This window comes from Allobaculum sp. JKK-2023, assembly GCF_034745455.1.
Lineage (GTDB): Bacteria > Bacillota_I > Bacilli_A > Erysipelotrichales > Erysipelotrichaceae > Allobaculum.
This window is the reverse complement of the sequence record NZ_JAYERV010000003.1, coordinates 1,255,321-1,271,088: the sequence shown is the minus strand read 5'-3', so window position 1 is coordinate 1,271,088 and position 15,768 is coordinate 1,255,321. Positions and strand designations below refer to the sequence as shown.

General features: G+C 50.0%; 16 protein-coding genes. 14 read left to right on the top strand and 2 right to left on the bottom strand.

Annotated elements, in window-relative coordinates; translation table 11 throughout:
* Positions 1 to 189 precede the first annotated feature (189 nt).
* Positions 190 to 2,190 (top strand): ATP-dependent DNA helicase RecG, encoded by a 2,001-nt coding sequence (locus tag U4956_RS05220; RefSeq protein ID WP_323089491.1) that lies wholly within the window; start codon positions 190 to 192, stop codon positions 2,188 to 2,190.
* Positions 2,191 to 2,377: 187 nt separating this feature from the next.
* Positions 2,378 to 3,199 carry a Cof-type HAD-IIB family hydrolase gene (locus tag U4956_RS05215; RefSeq protein WP_323089490.1) on the top strand — a complete coding sequence of 274 codons (822 nt, stop codon included), beginning with the start codon at positions 2,378 to 2,380 and terminating at the stop codon, positions 3,197 to 3,199.
* Between the two features lie 228 nt (positions 3,200 to 3,427).
* On the opposite strand, the gene U4956_RS05210 is transcribed toward U4956_RS05215, so the two are convergent.
* The gene (locus U4956_RS05210) at positions 3,428 to 3,841 is read right to left on the bottom strand and encodes an HIT family protein (protein ID WP_323089489.1); all 414 of its coding nucleotides are present in this window, start codon (positions 3,839 to 3,841) and stop codon (positions 3,428 to 3,430) included.
* 423 nt (positions 3,842 to 4,264) lie between these two features.
* Here U4956_RS05210 and U4956_RS05205 point away from each other — a divergent pair, with 423 nt between their 5' ends.
* The 3 genes from U4956_RS05205 to alr are packed head-to-tail and all read left to right on the top strand — an operon-like array spanning position 4,265 to position 7,829.
* On the top strand, positions 4,265 to 5,635 hold the full coding sequence (locus tag U4956_RS05205; RefSeq protein WP_323089487.1) for a UDP-N-acetylmuramoyl-tripeptide--D-alanyl-D-alanine ligase: 1,371 nt from the start codon (positions 4,265 to 4,267) through the stop codon (positions 5,633 to 5,635).
* Positions 5,628 to 6,671, top strand: a complete 1,044-nt coding sequence (locus U4956_RS05200) for a D-alanine--D-alanine ligase family protein (RefSeq protein WP_323089486.1) — start codon at positions 5,628 to 5,630, stop codon at positions 6,669 to 6,671. The genes U4956_RS05205 and U4956_RS05200 overlap by 8 nt, the downstream gene beginning before the upstream one ends.
* 6 nt (positions 6,672 to 6,677) lie before the next feature.
* Complete coding sequence (alr, locus tag U4956_RS05195) at positions 6,678 to 7,829, top strand: alanine racemase (protein WP_323089485.1); 1,152 nt, start codon at positions 6,678 to 6,680, stop codon at positions 7,827 to 7,829.
* A 272-nt stretch (positions 7,830 to 8,101) separates the two neighbouring features.
* Here alr and U4956_RS05190 read toward each other — a convergent pair whose 3' ends face one another.
* On the bottom strand, positions 8,102 to 8,224 hold the full coding sequence (locus tag U4956_RS05190; protein WP_323089484.1) for a hypothetical protein: 123 nt from the start codon (positions 8,222 to 8,224) through the stop codon (positions 8,102 to 8,104).
* A gap of 34 nt (positions 8,225 to 8,258) precedes the next feature.
* Between U4956_RS05190 and U4956_RS05185 the strand changes: the two genes are divergently transcribed.
* The 9 genes from U4956_RS05185 to U4956_RS05145 all read left to right on the top strand — a co-directional run bounded on the left by U4956_RS05185 (position 8,259) and on the right by U4956_RS05145 (position 15,676).
* Positions 8,259 to 9,284 (top strand): acyltransferase, encoded by a 1,026-nt coding sequence (locus U4956_RS05185; protein ID WP_323089483.1) that lies wholly within the window; start codon positions 8,259 to 8,261, stop codon positions 9,282 to 9,284.
* A 74-nt stretch (positions 9,285 to 9,358) separates the two neighbouring features.
* The gene (locus U4956_RS05180; protein ID WP_323089482.1) at positions 9,359 to 10,870 is read left to right on the top strand and encodes an NAD(P)/FAD-dependent oxidoreductase; all 1,512 of its coding nucleotides are present in this window, start codon (positions 9,359 to 9,361) and stop codon (positions 10,868 to 10,870) included.
* A 4-nt stretch (positions 10,871 to 10,874) separates the two neighbouring features.
* Positions 10,875 to 11,408 carry a YqeG family HAD IIIA-type phosphatase gene (locus tag U4956_RS05175; RefSeq protein ID WP_323089480.1) on the top strand — a complete coding sequence of 178 codons (534 nt, stop codon included), beginning with the start codon at positions 10,875 to 10,877 and terminating at the stop codon, positions 11,406 to 11,408.
* Positions 11,392 to 12,474, top strand: coding sequence for a GTPase (locus U4956_RS05170; protein WP_323089479.1), 1,083 nt, complete (start codon positions 11,392 to 11,394; stop codon positions 12,472 to 12,474). The genes U4956_RS05175 and U4956_RS05170 overlap by 17 nt, the downstream gene beginning before the upstream one ends.
* On the top strand, positions 12,474 to 12,764 hold the full coding sequence (locus tag U4956_RS05165) for a YhbY family RNA-binding protein (protein ID WP_323089478.1): 291 nt from the start codon (positions 12,474 to 12,476) through the stop codon (positions 12,762 to 12,764). Before U4956_RS05170 ends, U4956_RS05165 begins: the two co-directional genes overlap by 1 nt.
* Positions 12,761 to 13,810 (top strand): nicotinate (nicotinamide) nucleotide adenylyltransferase, encoded by a 1,050-nt coding sequence (gene nadD, locus U4956_RS05160; protein WP_323089477.1) that lies wholly within the window; start codon positions 12,761 to 12,763, stop codon positions 13,808 to 13,810. The genes U4956_RS05165 and nadD overlap by 4 nt, the downstream gene beginning before the upstream one ends.
* Positions 13,797 to 14,135, top strand: a complete 339-nt coding sequence (gene rsfS / locus U4956_RS05155) for a ribosome silencing factor (protein WP_323089476.1) — start codon at positions 13,797 to 13,799, stop codon at positions 14,133 to 14,135. The genes nadD and rsfS overlap by 14 nt, the downstream gene beginning before the upstream one ends.
* 15 nt (positions 14,136 to 14,150) lie before the next feature.
* Positions 14,151 to 14,858 (top strand): class I SAM-dependent DNA methyltransferase, encoded by a 708-nt coding sequence (locus U4956_RS05150; protein WP_323089475.1) that lies wholly within the window; start codon positions 14,151 to 14,153, stop codon positions 14,856 to 14,858.
* A gap of 143 nt (positions 14,859 to 15,001) precedes the next feature.
* The gene (locus U4956_RS05145; RefSeq protein ID WP_323089473.1) at positions 15,002 to 15,676 is read left to right on the top strand and encodes a 5'-methylthioadenosine/adenosylhomocysteine nucleosidase; all 675 of its coding nucleotides are present in this window, start codon (positions 15,002 to 15,004) and stop codon (positions 15,674 to 15,676) included.
* Positions 15,677 to 15,768 lie beyond the last annotated feature (92 nt).

Genomic DNA, 15,768 nt, shown 5'->3' with positions numbered 1-15,768 from the left:
TTCCATTCGTGTGTTCATGTCGTGTTCATGGTTTTCCTTTGATTCTTATGGCTTTTCACAGGGATTCATTTTCATGGCTGCGAAATGAAAGTGCGGGTCCAATTGCCAATGGCAAAACGATCAGAGATAGGGGAAAATGAGAAGAAAGCTGAAACAAGAGAAAGCTGAACTGAAGAAAGGAGAGTGTCTATGGCTGAACGTAAAAGTCCCCAGGAGCTTAAGCCCCTCAAACTGACGCCTTCACAAAGTCAGTTTCTGGCCGGGCGAAAAATTGATACCCTCAGCCAGCTGCTTCATACCTATCCGCTGCGCTATACGCCGATCCGTCCCTATTTTCAATGGGAAGACGGGGATGAGGTTCTGTTTGAAGGGACTGTGATCCGCTCAAGCCGGGCTGTACGCATTGCGCACAATCGGATGGTGACGAAAGTTGTGGTCTATGCGTGGGATCAACAGCTGACCGTTTCCATTTTCTCGTATGGCTATTCGCCGCAGATCGCGGTGGATAAGCCCTTTACTGTATGCGGCACCTATCATCGACCAGACATGGTCAGCGCCAGCTGGACAAGTACGGCCAAAGTGATTGAACCCGGCCAGGTGCTCTATCCCAATTACTCGCTGCCGCTTAAAACCCGGCGCGACATGATGCTCAAAATCATGGACAAAGCGCTCAAGCATGTCGACGATCTGCCTGATCGCATTCCAGCCAGCCTGCGGGCAAGGTACAAACTCCTTTCCCAGGCTGAAGCCTTAAAAGCCGTTCATCAGCCGATGAATGAAACCCAGTTATATCAAGGGGTGCGCTCTTTAAAATATGAAGAGTTTCTTTGCTTCCATTGCGCAAGACTGATGCAGTCAGTGCGCATTGAAAAAACACCAAAGCAGTTTGATCAGAGTCTGATCGATCAGAAGATTGCCGAGCTGCCCTATACGCTCACCCAGGATCAGGCTTCGAGCATTCAGCAGATTCTCCAGGATCTGCGCTCTGATCAGGCGATGTACCGGCTTTTGCAGGGGGAAGTGGGATGCGGCAAGACGATGGTGGCCGCCATGGCCCTGTATGCCTGCAAGCTTTCTGGCAAACAAGCGGCTCTGCTTGCGCCAACTGAAATTCTGGCCCGCCAGCACGTACTCTCTTTGCAGAAACTCGGCATTGAAGCAACCCTTTATTGTTCATCCTTAAAGGCGGCCGAGAAGCGCAAAATTCGCAAAGAACTCCAGGAAGGAAAGATTGATCTGATTGTCGGAACCCACTCGCTTTTTCAGGAAGGGGTGGAATACGCTGAGCTGGGATTGGTCATTGCCGATGAGCAGCACCGCTTTGGTGTCTTGCAGCGAAGAGCTTTGATTGAAAAGGGCCATCAGGTCGACGTGCTGCTGATGAGTGCGACCCCGATTCCAAGAACTGCCGCTCATTTTCTGTATGGCGATATTGACCTGTCCGCCATCCGCACAATGCCGCCCGGCCGTAAACCGGTGATCACCCGTTATTATCGCTCTTCGAGTATGAAGCCGGTTCTGGGGCGGATTTTAGAGGGGATTTTGAAAGAAGGCCGGCAGGTGTATGTCGTCTGTCCGGCGATTGATGAAAATCCGGATGAGGGCATTACGGCGGCCACGTCGATTTATGAAGGGATGCAATCCGTTTTAGGCAGGCAGATTTCCATTGATCTGCTTCATGGCCGCATGAAGCCGGAGCAGAAAGAGGAAATCATGGACCGTTTTAAGCGCAATGAAACGCAGATCCTGGTTTCCACGACTGTGATTGAAGTGGGCATTGATGTGGCCAACGCGACGATGATGGTCATCTATGATGCCCATCGATTTGGTCTTTCGGCTTTGCATCAGCTGCGCGGCCGGTGTGCCAGGGGTCCGGTGCAGGGAGAATGCTATCTGCTTTCCAATACCCGCAATGCCCAATCCATCGACCGCCTGAAAAAGATGGAAACGCTCGATAACGGCTTTGATCTGGCGGCTTATGATCTGCAGCTGCGCGGGCCGGGAGATTTACTCGGCACCCGACAATCTGGCATTCCCGCGTTCATTCTGGGTGATGCCGGCAAAGATCTGGCGATGATGGACTGCTGCGAAAAAGACGCAGCGGAAATCCTGGAACATCCCGAAAACCCGGAAAACCGCGCAATGATGCACTACCTTAAGCAAGTCTCCCAAAAAAGCATTGTGGATTAGCCAGAGTGTTTTTCTTCCTGCCTTTCCTAAAGACAGAGGCATCAAAAAGACAGAGGGATTAAAACTGAGGGGATCAAAACTGAAGAAGCGGCTGTTGGATGGATGAAAATTTCTTTAGAATGAAATGGAAGAAAAGCTGCATCAATTGGCAGCTGAGTGTACAAAAGCAAAAGGAGAGAAAAAACAAATGGAGAACAGACCCAAATCGCCGCGGCTTGTGGCCGTGGATATGGATGGCACCTTTTTGCGCAGCGATAATACGTATAATCAAGATCGCTTTGTTGGAATTCTTAAAAGAATGAAAGAGCAAAATGCGAAATTTGTGGTCGCCAGCGGCAACCAGTATTATCAGCTGCAAGATTTCTTTTTGGATATTGAGGATGAGATTGCCTTTATTGCGGAAAATGGTGCGTTTGTCAAAGATGGAAAAGAGAGGATTTTTGCGGCTGACATGCCTCATTCAACCGTTGAGCAGGTCATTGACCTGTGTCGGAAATATCCACAAATCAATACCATCCTGTGCGGCGTGAACTCGGCCTATTGCCAAAAAGGTACAGTCAGTCAGGCGTTTTTTGACGTTGCCTCCCTGTATTATCACCGTCTGGCCTGGGTTGATGATCTGAAAGCTGTTGATGACCAGATCCTTAAATTTGCGCTGGAAGTTCCTGAAGAACGCACCATGGAATTTTATACGCTGCTTTGCCAGAATCTGGAGGGACTTGTTGAACCGACCGCAAGCGGCCATGGCTGCATTGACCTGATCATTCCAGGCTGCCATAAAGCTTCCGGCCTGGAAAGACTGTGCAAACGCTGGCAGATCGATCCCCAAGATCTGGCTGCTTTTGGAGACAGCGGAAACGATATCGAAATGCTGCAATACTGTGGACAGAGCTATGCGATGGCCAATGCCGACGACAGAGTGAAACAGACTGCCAGATTCCTCTGCGCTTCGAATGACGAAGATGGTGTTCTTGAAATTCTCGATCAGCTGTATCCAAAAAAACAATAGAGCATCCTATTGAGTTTTATGCCAGGATTCAGAATTCAGCAATCAAACCAGACCATTTGAAATTGGAAGAGAAATCCAGAAGTCAGAGAATCGCCAGAAGCCAGAAAAACATCAGAAGCCAGAGCATTACCAGGGAACCAAAAGAAAATGAGCTTGGCCTGGATGCTGCCAGGCTATGAAAAAAGCCGGGACCGCAATGGGGTCCGGCTTTTTTTGGGCTGTCCTGGATCAGAGATTTTCCTGGATGGCTTTGGCCAGGGCATCGAGGTCAGGTTTTGGAATTTCGTGGGTTTCAATGACCAGCGCATCTTTTTCAGGCTGGTTTGCATAGCGGGGAATGACGTGCACATGGAAGTGATCTACACTCTGCCCGGCGGCTGGCCGACAGTTAGCCAGAATATTTACGCCATCGGCATGAAGTCCTTTTTCCATGGATTTGCCCACTTTCTGAGCGATTTCAAAAATATGGCCTAATTTTTCTGCTGGATATTCAAGCAGGCTTGCGGCGTGTTCTTTGGGCAAAATGAGCGCATGACCAGCGCTGGTCGGGTTGATATCGAAAATCACGCGAAGATCATCGTCTTCGTACAGGGTAGTACTTGGGATTTCGCCATTGGCGATTTTACAGAAAATGCAGTCCATCGTAAGAATTGGTATCCTTTCCGGGCAAAAAAGCCTTGTCTTTTACCAGAATAAACGAAAAGCCAGGCTAAGGGGAGGCCTGACTTTTCATATTAAGGGGATTTGACGGTGCGTGATCAGGGATCCGCACCAGCAAAGCAGGAACGCCTTGCTGGTACGAATTATAGCATGTGTGGAAGAAGACGCCATAAAAAAGCAGAAAAAACCCGAAAATCTGACTGGTTAACTCCAAAAAAGCCTCGAAAGTGGCGAGTTTGTCACAATTTTTCCCATTGCTTATCCCAAAATGAAAAACAAACGGACGTTGGCAAGGGGGATTGGAGCAGTGAGTGGCGGCTGATGAAAGAACTTACAGGGGATTTGAGTCTTCAGGAAGTTTTGTACTTGCTTTTTTGATTGATATAATTCGAAAGAGGTTTAAGTATGATTACGATGAAACTGGCGGACGCTGCCGACGCAATGGGCGGCCAGCTTGTCCATGCCGATTTAAATACCGAATTTTGCGGCGTGTCGACGGATTCAAGAAAAATTGAACCGGGCATGTTGTTTGTTCCCATTGCCGGGGCCAGAGTCGATGGCCATCAGTTTGCCGATCAGGTCATGAAAAATGGTGCGCACGTCATGCTCTGGCAAAAAGACCACCTGCCCGTCCCCGAAGGGGTTCCAGCCATTGTGGTGGAAGATTCGATCCTGGCGATGGGCCGTCTTGCCAAAGCATGGCTGGCTAAAGTTTGTCCGTATACGATTGGGATCACAGGAAGCAACGGCAAGACCTCCACAAAAGACTTTGTGGCCGCTCTTTTTTCCAGCCTTGCCAAAACCTATAAAACCCAGGGCAATCACAACAATGAAATTGGCCTGCCGTTGACGGTTTTTGAAATGGACGCTGATACGAAGGTGCTCATTCTGGAAATGGGCATGGAAAACCGGGGAGAGATCGCTTACCTTTGTTCGATCGCCCCGCTCGATCTGGCTTTGATTACCTCCATTGGCTCGGCCCACATGGAAAATCTTGGCTCCAAAACCAATATTGCCAGAGCCAAGTGTGAAATCACCACTTCACTCAAACCGGATGGATCTTTGATCTATCACAACGATGGCCAGGAAATCCGCCAGGCGCTCAGTGAACTGAGCCTGGATCCTTCCTGGACGCTGATTCCCTATGGCGAAAAGACCGAGTATGACCCAGAAAATCTGAAAGTGACCCGCAAAGGGCTGTCTTTCGAACTGAAAGCCCTTGATTCAGACCCGTTCCAGATTCCCTCTGCCAATACGGTGCAGGCCTATAACGCCACCGGTGCGCTGCTGGCGGCAAAAGCCGGTGGGGTGCCCCAAAAAAACTGGCAGGATGCGCTGGCGCATGCCGCTTTAACCCCGATGCGCGGCGATCTGAAAGTCTGGAAAAACAGCTGCATTCTGGACGATACCTACAAATCTAACCCAGAAGCTGCTCGAAGTGCCATTTCTACCTTGATGGAAATCCCCGCAAATGTGCATATTGCTGTTCTGAGTGATATGCTCGATCTTGGTCCTGAAGAAAAGGCCATTCATGCCGCCATTGGCCAGTATGCCCATGATGCCGGGGTGGATGTCCTGTTTACCTGGGGACCTTTAAGCAAAGAAACGTCTGCTGCCTTTGAAGGGACAAAGCAGCATTTTGAAACGAAAGAAGACCTGTTGGCTGCCCTCAAGCCTTATGCGCTTGAAAATGCAGCAATTCTGGTCAAAGGCAGCCGGGCAATGGCGATGGATACCATTGTAAACGGCTGTTTAGAAGGAGAAAGCAATGAATAAAATTCGTCTTGGCGTCATTTTTGGCGGCCAGAGTTCTGAGTACAGTGTTTCACTTCATTCTGCCGGATCATTCTTACGTTCCGTTCACCAAGACCGCTATGAGATCACCATGATCGGGATTTCGATGGATGGCGGCTTTTACCACTATGAAGGAAATATTGAGGATATTGAACACGACCATTGGCAGGCGCATGCCAAGCCAATTGCCTGGGTTCATAAAGGAATCTTTGAAATAGAAGAACAGAAATTGATCGAAATGGACTGCATCTTTCCAATCCTCCATGGCAAAAACGGGGAAGATGGCTCCATCCAGGGCATGATGAATATTCTGGATCTGCCAATCGTTGGCTGTGATGTGCTGGGGTCTGCAATCTGCATGGATAAAGAAGTCATGCACCGCCTCTTTGAGCTCAACCACATTCCCGCTGCCAAATATATCTGCCTGTATGCCCATGGCGACAACCCGACGTTTGAAGAAATCGAACGTCAGATTCCACTGCCCTGGTTTGTCAAACCTTGCAATGCCGGCAGCAGCTATGGCGTTCACTATGTAGCCGACCGCTCTGAATTTGAATCGGCCATTCAAGACGCCTTCAAATATGATGGCCGGGGCAAAGTCCTGGTTGAAGAAGCCATCGATGGCTTTGAAATCGGATGCGCGGTTATGGGAGATGAACATCTGACGGTCGGCGAACCGGATGAAATCGAACTGGAAGGAAAAGTCTTCGACTTTGAAGGCAAATACGAGCTGGTTGGTTCCGCCATTTACTGCCCGGCTCGTATTTCTTCCCAGAAAGCCGCCCAAGCCAAAGAACTTGCCAAGGCCGCGTATCGGACGCTGTGCTGTCGGGATATGGCCCGTGTGGACATGTTTGTCTGCTCGGATGGCCGGATTGTGCTCAACGAAGTCAATACGATTCCAGGCCTGACTTCGACCAGCCGCTATCCAACCATGATGAAAGAAGCCGGCATCGAATTTGCGGATCTGATTGATCAGCTCGTCGATCTGGCCATGGAAAAAGAAATCAACATTTAATTTGTTATGACGGATACTGCAAAATTAAGAGCCTGGACTGAAATTGATTATCAGGCGATTGGCCATAACGTGGAGGAAGTGCGCAAGCTGGTGGGCAATACCAAGATTCTTGGCATTCTCAAAGCCGATGCATATGGCCATGGAGCCATTGAATGTGCGCATGAGCTTGCCAAAGCCGGAGTCGACTTCTTTGCGGTGGCCTGCCTGTCCGAAGCGCAGGAACTGCGAAAGGCCGGCTTTGACCAGCCGATTCTGATTTTAGGTGCCACCCCGCCGGCTGCTTTTGATGAACTGCTGGCCGGTGACTTTATTCAGACACTGGTTTCGCTGGAGTATGCGCAGAAACTTTCTGACTATGCCAAAGCTTGCAACACGAAAGCCAAAGGCCATGTCAAAGTGGATACCGGCATGAACCGGGTGGGTATCGTCTATCAGGAGGGCGCCCGCCGCTATGACCAGATCCGTGCCGTTTATGAACTCGACGGCCTGGATGTGCAGGGGATCTTCTCGCACTTTCCCGTCAGCGATGATTTAGGCTTTGACAGCCGGGAATTCACCCGCAATCAGGTCCGGCTGTTTAAGGAAGTGCTTGAACGCCTCAAAGAAGATGATATTGATCCAGGCGTGCGCCATATTCAGAATTCGTATGGCATTCTCAACTACAAAGATCTTGGCATGGACTATTGCCGGCCTGGTCTTTTGTACATGGGGGTGACCAGTGATGATCAGGTTCCGATTGCTTCGACCCCTGATTTTATCCCGATTCTGTCTTTGAAAACCAAAGTAGCCATGGTCAAGACGGTTCCTGATGGAGCGACTGTTTCCTATGGCCGCCACTACCATTGTCAGGGGGCGCGCCGCATTGCCTCGCTGATGATTGGCTATGCGGATGGTCTGCCGCGCCTGATTTCCAACCAGAATCTGATGATTTCCATTCGCGGCCACAAGGTTCCGTTAGTTGGTAATATCTGTATGGACCAGTGCATGGCCGATGTCACCGGCTTTGATGACATTGAAGAAGGCGATATTGCCACGATCGTTGGTGTTGATGGCCAGAACGTGATGACCATCGATTCGATCAGCCGCGCTGCCCATACCATCAACAACGAAACGCTCAGCACCCTTTCCAGGCGCCTGAGCCGCGTGGCCAAAGACTGAGCTTGTTTTTTGAACCTGGAAAAATCAAAATGATCCTTTGACTGCCGCACAGTCAGAATGCGGCAGTTTTTTTACGGTTTGGCAGAGGGAAGGGAAGAACTGTTGACGATCGGTTCGCTGTAAGTCTTTAAATTGGGCCTGATGTTTTACAATAAGAAGAGAAATCAAGAGGAGAAATCCAGAAAAGAGAAAAACTCTTAGAAAAGAGAAAAGACCAGGGAAGAAGCCCCGACAGAAGAAACCTCTGAAAAGAGGATGCTCTAAGAAAAGAACTACCCGACAAAAATCGCAGGCCATAAAAGCAGGCCATAAAAGCAGGCAGCCAGCCCCCAGAAAGAGCGTTCTGGATCAAACCCTGGGTCAGTGGCTGCAAACTTACATTCATAAAAATTCATAACAGGAATACATCCCCAGATGAGGAGGTTTATTTTGGCTAAACTACGACAATACCCAGCGGTTGATATCGCTAAATATATTGGCGCCATGCTTGTGGTGGCCATCCATACGTTTCCATTTGAGGACATTTCACCGTCCTTCAACTTATTTTTTATCGCGACTGTCTGCCGGCTGGCTGTACCGTTTTTCTTTGTGTGCAGCAGCTTCTTTCTGTTTCGCAAAATTCACCATACAAAAAATCAGGCGACAGAGGGCAAAAAGCTGGTGATGGCCTGGCTGAAACGCATCGGAATTCTGTATCTGGTGTGGACCGTCATTTATCTGCCCTATACGATCTGGAACTATTCAGAAGCCGGCTTCTCGTTTATGAGCCTGCTTGGCTGGATTCGAGATTTCTTTTTGAATGGTTCGTATTATCACCTGTGGTTTTTACCGGCCCTGATGCTGGGGATGGTGATTGTCTGGAGCCTGTATCGGCAAAAGGGCATGGTCTATGCGCTGGAAGTTTCCCTGGTATTATACCTGGCGGGCTATCTGATTAATGTTTATGCCCCGATCTGGGAATCGCTGCCTGGGGTGTATGTTGTGTATGGCTTTTTTTGCAAAACGCTGGTCACGGCGCGAGACGGCATTTTCTTTGCCCCGATCTTTATCTGCATTGGGGCTGCCGCAGCCAAATTGCGCCGTCCAAATCTGAAATCCTGTGCGCTCGGCTTTGCGATTTCTTTTATCTGCCTGATACTGGAAGTAACCCTGTACTCTGCTCTTGGCGTATTGACCGATAAAAGCTGCATGTTCTTATCGCTGATTCCAAGTCTGTACTTTTTGATGAACATGCTTTTGCAGATCCGTATTCCCAATCAGCCGATGTACACGACGATGCGGCGGGAATCTACCCTTATTTATGTCAGCCATATCCTTTTTGCCCGCCTGTTGCTGCTCATGTTCCCGCAGGTTCACCTGGTTGTCTACCTGGCAACTCTGGCCTGTTCCCAGGTTCTGGCCAGCACGATCATCCGGTTCACTCCGAAATATCCATGGCTGCACTGGTTAATGTAACTATGCTCAGAATCCACCAAGTAAAATGCGCCGACCCAAAGGACATCGAGGGCGCGCTGTTAAAAAAATTAAATATGCCCAGACAGGATCTTTTAAGCTGGAAAGTCCACCGGAAATCGTTGGATGCCAGAGGACAAAAGGTCCTTTTTTCCTTTATCATCGATGCCGAAGTTCGCAATGAAAAGAAATACCTGCGCAAAAAAGATGTCAGCAAGGCACCTGATGAAACTTTTACCTTTACCCCAAAAGGAACCAGCCCCCTTCAAAACCGCCCGGTTGTCGCCGGGTTTGGGCCGGCGGGGATGTTTGCGGCTTTGCTGCTGGCCCAATATGGCTACAAGCCGCTGGTCATTGAACGCGGTCCCCAAATCGACCAGCGCACCCAAGATGTTCAGGCCTTCTGGAAAGGCCAGCAGCTGAAGCCGGAAAGCAACGTCCAGTTTGGGATGGGCGGGGCAGGGGCGTTTTCCGATGGCAAACTGACCACCCGCTCCAAAGATCTCAAGAGCCGCAAAGTCTTTGATGAACTGGTTCGCTTTGGAGCCAGTCCCGAAATTCTGTATGAGCAGCATCCGCACGTCGGAACCGATGGCTTTGTCAAAATTATCAAAGGCCTGCGCGATGAAATTGAACGCTTAGGCGGAAAGTTCTGCTTTGACAGCCAGCTTGACGATCTGGAAATTGAAAACGATAGGCTCAAAGCGATTCATATCAAGGACAAAGGCTGGATTCCGGCCCAGGCTCTGATTGCGGCCGTCGGCCATTCTGCATCGGATACGATCCGCATGTTTGCCCGGCATGGCCTTGTTATTGAAGGCAAACCCTTTGCGATTGGCGTTCGCATTGAACATAAGCAGGACTTTATCAACCAGGCCATGCTCAAAGACAGAGCCTCTGATCCGGCCCTGCTTCCGGCCCGCTACCAGCTGACGGATACCGTTGCGACGGGCAAGGGCGTGTACAGCTTCTGCATGTGTCCGGGCGGCTATGTGATTGCGGCTTCCAGTGAACCTGAAACGGTTGTGGTCAATGGCATGTCGTATTCCGACCGGGCCGGCGAAAATGCCAATGCCGCCCTGCTGGTCCAGGTTGGCCCTGAAGATACCGGAAATGGAGTCTTTGATGGTCTGGTCTACCAGGAAAAGCTTGAACATGCTGCCTATGATGTCTCCCATTCCTACAAAGCTCCCGTCCAGCTGGCCAGTGATTTTGTCGAGGGGAAAGTCAGTGACCACTTTGAGGACGTCAGACCAACGTATCCATTAGGCACTGTCTTTACTGATTTCAGCACCTTGCTTCCTGAGCCGATTGCTTCTTCTTTAAAAGAGGCTTTAATCGCTTTCGAAAAGAAGGTTCCCGGCTTTTTGAAGGGTTCGGTTTTAACCGGGGTGGAAACGCGCAGCTCCTCTTCCGTGCGGATCTTGCGAAATAAAGAAAGCCTGCTGGCCAATGTATATGGCTTCTATCCATGCGGAGAAGGAGCGGGTTATTCGGGCGGCATCATGACCAGCGCGCTGGATGGCATGAAGTGTGCCATGGCGCTGATGGACAATTTTGACAAGCCCTCAAATTCCCCGCTAGAATAAGGAAATGAATCTGTTTTTACCCAGACAGGCGGTGGACTCGTTTCGCGATCTGGATCTGGCCTTGCTCAAGGCCAGAGGCATCCATCTGCTGCTTTGCGATGTGGACAATACGCTCTCGATCATCGGGGATCAGGGCTGTTCGCCACAGGCGGCCAGATTTCTGGATGAAGTTCGCAAGGCGGGCATCCAGCCGGTTCTGTTTACCAATAACTTCCAGGCGCACGCCCTCAAAGTCATGCATGGTCACCCCAACGTCGAAATGCATACCTTTGCCTGCAAGCCGCTGCCGTTTTCTTTCTGGTGGATGATGCGCAAAAAGCATCTGAAGCCAAGCCAGGTGGCCGTCCTTGGCGATCAGCTGTTTACGGATATGCTCGGCGGAAATCTCAGCGGCTGTTATACCATTCTGTCTTCGCCCCTTTCCAAAGAAGAAAGAAGAGATACCAAACTGATGCGCAAGCTGGAAGAGATGGTTTATACATCGCTTGAAAAAAGCAACAAACTGAAACGGGAGGAAAACCATGTCAGAATTCTGTAAAGGCTGCGGGGTGAAACTGCAAAATGAAAACCCCGACGCGCTTGGCTATGTCCCATCGCTGGATTCGCAATACTGCCAGCGCTGTTATCGTCTGCGCCACTATGGGGATGTGACGATCAATATGCAGCAGGGCATTGCGACCAGCCAGACTTTAGATAAAATCAACGAACTCGATGGAACTGTCTTCTGGACAGTCGATCTGTTCAACCTCGAAAGCAATCTGGTCAGCCGGCTCAACCATAAACTGCCGGGTAAAGAGATTATCCTGGTTTTGACCAAACGGGATATTCTGCCTCCGACCCTGACCGATGCCAAAATCAAGGCGTATCTTGAACGCCGTTTAAAAGAAGATGATATTCATGTCAAAGACATCATTATTGCCGGCTATATGACCAAAGACGGCGGCAAGAGTGAGGCTGTCATTCATGAAATCGAAGACGCTGCTGACCGGTATGCCAAAAATAAAGATGTCATCTTTATGGGCATGGCCAACTCCGGCAAATCAACCCTGGTCAACAAACTGCTTGGCTCTAAGGAGCTGACCATTTCGCGCAACCCGGGCACTACCCTGGATGTCATTGAACGCGACTGGCATGGCCGTAAGCTTTACGACACTCCGGGCCTGGAAAATGACAAATCCGTGCTGTCGTGGCTGCCATCTCTGGAATTGAAGGAAGTCATTCCAACCAAGCCGCTTAAACCCTATATCTGCCAGATCTATGAAGATCAGTCCTTTGCCGCAGGCGGTCTTGCGCGCGTAGATGTCGTATGCAATGGAAAGGCCAGCATTGTCGGCTACTTCTCGTTATCTTTGCCGATTCATCGCGGCAAACTGGCCGATGCCGACCGGTTATGGACGGAACATCTTGGCAAGATGCTCTCTCCAGCTCTCGATGAAAATCTGGATACGATGAAAACCTGGCATGCGCCCCGCCTGAAAGGCAAAGAAAAAATGGATGTTGTCATTCAGGGGCTGGGATGGTTCTGTGTCTCGGGAGATATCCAGGAAATTACAGTTAAAGCCCATAAGGGCATTCAGGTAACATTTCGAAAGGCGATGATTTAATGCTCAGTGCTCAGAATAAAAAGAAATTAAGATCCTTAGCGGTGGATCTTCCTTCCATGATCCAGATTGGAAAAGGCAACCTATCCGAAACCTTCTTTGAAGGCCTCGATGCCGAACTGGAAGCCCATGAACTGGTGAAAGTCACTTTACAGAAAACCAGCACGCTGACTGTCCGCGAGGCAGCCATTGAATGTGCCAGCGAAACCGGCAGTGAAGTCATTCAGACGATCGGCCGCACCTTCGTGCTCTATCGTCAGAGCAAGAACAATAAGCTGGGTATTTCCAAATGACCAAAAAAGTCGCCCTGCTTGGAGGATCATTTGATCCTGTGCACAATGGCCATATCGCAATGGCCGATGCGGCTTTAGAAAAGCTTGGCGTAGACGAGGTATGGCTGATTCCTGCCAGTCAGTCGCCATTAAAAAGCCGAATCCTGACCCAGGGCTCAAAACGGCTGGCCATGCTCAGACTGGTCTGCCAGCATCATCCGCAGTTTCGTATCTGTGATGTTGAACTCAAACGCCATGGCGTCAGCTACACCATCGATACGCTAAAAACCCTGCATGACCAGTATCCGGACTATGAATTTTATTGGCTGCTGGGCGCCGATCAGGCAGCTCAGTTTGAGCAATGGAAAGACTCACAGACGCTCAAAACGCTGGCGCACTTTGCGGTGGCTGAGCGCGGAGAGGTGCTGGAAAAAATCGGGATCCCCAAAGGATTTATTCCTTTGCCCATGGAACCGGTGGATGTCTCCTCCTCCCAGATTCGCAATGGCAAACGCCTCAATCTGATGCCGGACTATATCCGGCAGTACATTCTCGATGAAGAACTGTACCTGACCTGGTGGATCAAACCGCAGATGAACCCGGCCCGTTTTGCCCACTCCAACAGTGTCGCCAGAGTCTGCCGGGAACTTGCCAAAGCCCATGGCTATGATGAGCACAAAGCGTATCTGGCTGGTCTGTTTCATGATGTCGCCAAAGACATGCCCAAAGCCGAGATGGAAAAATGGATCCGGGCCTGCTTTCCCGAAGCCATCAATGAGCACCACGCCATCTGGCATGGCTATGTGGGCAGTCAGGTCATTGACCGTGTCTTTGGCATTCATGATCCAATGATTGCCAATGCGATCGGCAACCATGTCAAAGGAACCAGTTATGATCCGTATGCGATGATGGTTTTTATCGCCGATAAAGTCGATCCGTTGCGCGGGTATGATTCTTCGGCTTTGTATCATGCCTGCCTGCATGATCTGTACAATGGCTTTTTACTGGTGAAAGCGGAAAACAAAGCCTTCCTTGAAAAGGAGAAACAGAAACATGGAACCCTCTGAAATTGTTTGTAAAGCAATCAGCGAACGCAAAGGTCATGACATTCAGGTCTACGACACCACTTCGCTGACCCCATTTATGGATACGATGATTGTTGCTTCCAGCGACAACGCCAAACAAAACTACGCGATTGCGCAGAATATCAAAGACCGTTTATTTGAAGCCGGCTGGACGGGAACCTTCCGGATGGAAGGCAGCAGTGAGTCCCGCTGGATTCTGGTCGACTTAAAAGATGTCGTGATTCATCTGTTTGTCGGCAATGAACGCGACCTGTATTCGCTTGATCGTCTGTATGAAGAATGCCCGGTTACCCGGTACGAAGATTAGGACTGACAAGGGATTATGGCACAATACGAAACCTTGGGTCACTATTATGATGCGCTGGTCAAAGATGAAGAAGCCAGCCGGCAGTGGGTCGACTGGATTGAATCCTTCCATCCCGGCCGCCGTTTTCTTGAACTGGCCTGCGGCAGCGGGGAGATCACCGAAATGTTAACAGCAACCCACGAAATGACTGCCCTGGACCTGTCCCAGGCGATGCTTGAAAGAGCAGCCGCCAAGGATCCAGATAAAAAGGTCACCTTCCTTTGGCAGGACATGCGAGATTTAAGTTCCCTGGGGCAGTTTGATGCGATTGGCTGCTTCTGCGATTCGATTAACTATCTGGTGGAAGATCAGGAAATGCGCGATTTCTTCAAAGAAGTGGCCAGCCATCTCGAACCAGGCGGACTGTTTTTGTTTGACAGCCATGGCCTGGACAGGCTCGATGAGTTTGCCCAGGACTATGAAGAAGCCGGAGAATTTGACGACGGCACCCAGGTGCAGTGGGTAATCAGTGCGGATGATGAACTGATTTACCAGGACTTTGCCTTCTATCTTCCCGATGGCCGCACGATTGAAGAACACCATATGCAGCGTGTGTATGATCCGGAAGATCTCAAAGACTGGTTGCAGGAAGCCGGTTTTGAAGTGCTGGATCTGCGCGGCGATTTTGGCCAGGCGCCTTTGGCCGAGTGTGAAAAATATTTCTTTGCCTGCCGCAGAAAATAACAGGAAATCAATCGCGCAATCCAGAAGGCCAAAAAAACTGGAAAAGCATTCACGATTGACGTTTTGGAAGCAGAAACAGAAATGAGCAAAGAACACATGACGAAGAACATAAGGCGATGAACAAGAAGCAAAAGGGGAACACTATGATTGGATTGATTGCAGCCATGCCGCAGGAAATCGATGCGATTAGCGCGCGCATGGAAACTATCTCGATTTGCAAAGTTGCAGATGTTGAATTTCGTACAGGCACGCTTGGCAATAAAAACTTGGTGATTGCGCTTTCCGGCGTTGGAAAAGTCCATGCCGCCATTGCAGCGACATTGATGTGCCAGCTTTATCAGCCAGAATGCCTGATTTCCATCGGGGTTGCAGGGGGACTGTGCGATGAGCAGGAAGTTGGCGACCTGGTGATTTCCAATGAAGCCATCCAGGCTGATTTTGATACCTCCTTTATCGATGGACCAGAAGGAATTGGCCAAGTTTTCAAGGCCGATGCCGGCCTGATCGACCGGGCCGAACAAGCCGCCCAAAAGCATGGCATTCCCTATCGAGTCGGAGCGGTGGCTACCCAGGATCTGTTCATGGCCCACCCTGATGACTATGCCAGACTGATGAAAAATTTCCCGCAGGCAGCCTGCTCGGAAATGGAAGGCGGGGCTGTAGCCCAGGTGGCTGATGCATTTGGTCTGCCTTTCGTGATTTTGCGCACGCTCAGTGATGTTGTCGTGCACGAAGACAATCCGGTTGAATTCTCCACCTTCAGCATTGCTTCGTCCCAAAAAGCCGCCAGCCTGCTTGAAACCTTCTGCTCCCTTTAATTGAAGATGAGCGGCCAGTCAGAACAGAAGACAGTTTTCTGTTAAAATCCGTCAGATTGGACGCTCTTTGTCAGATAGAAAAATCTTACAGA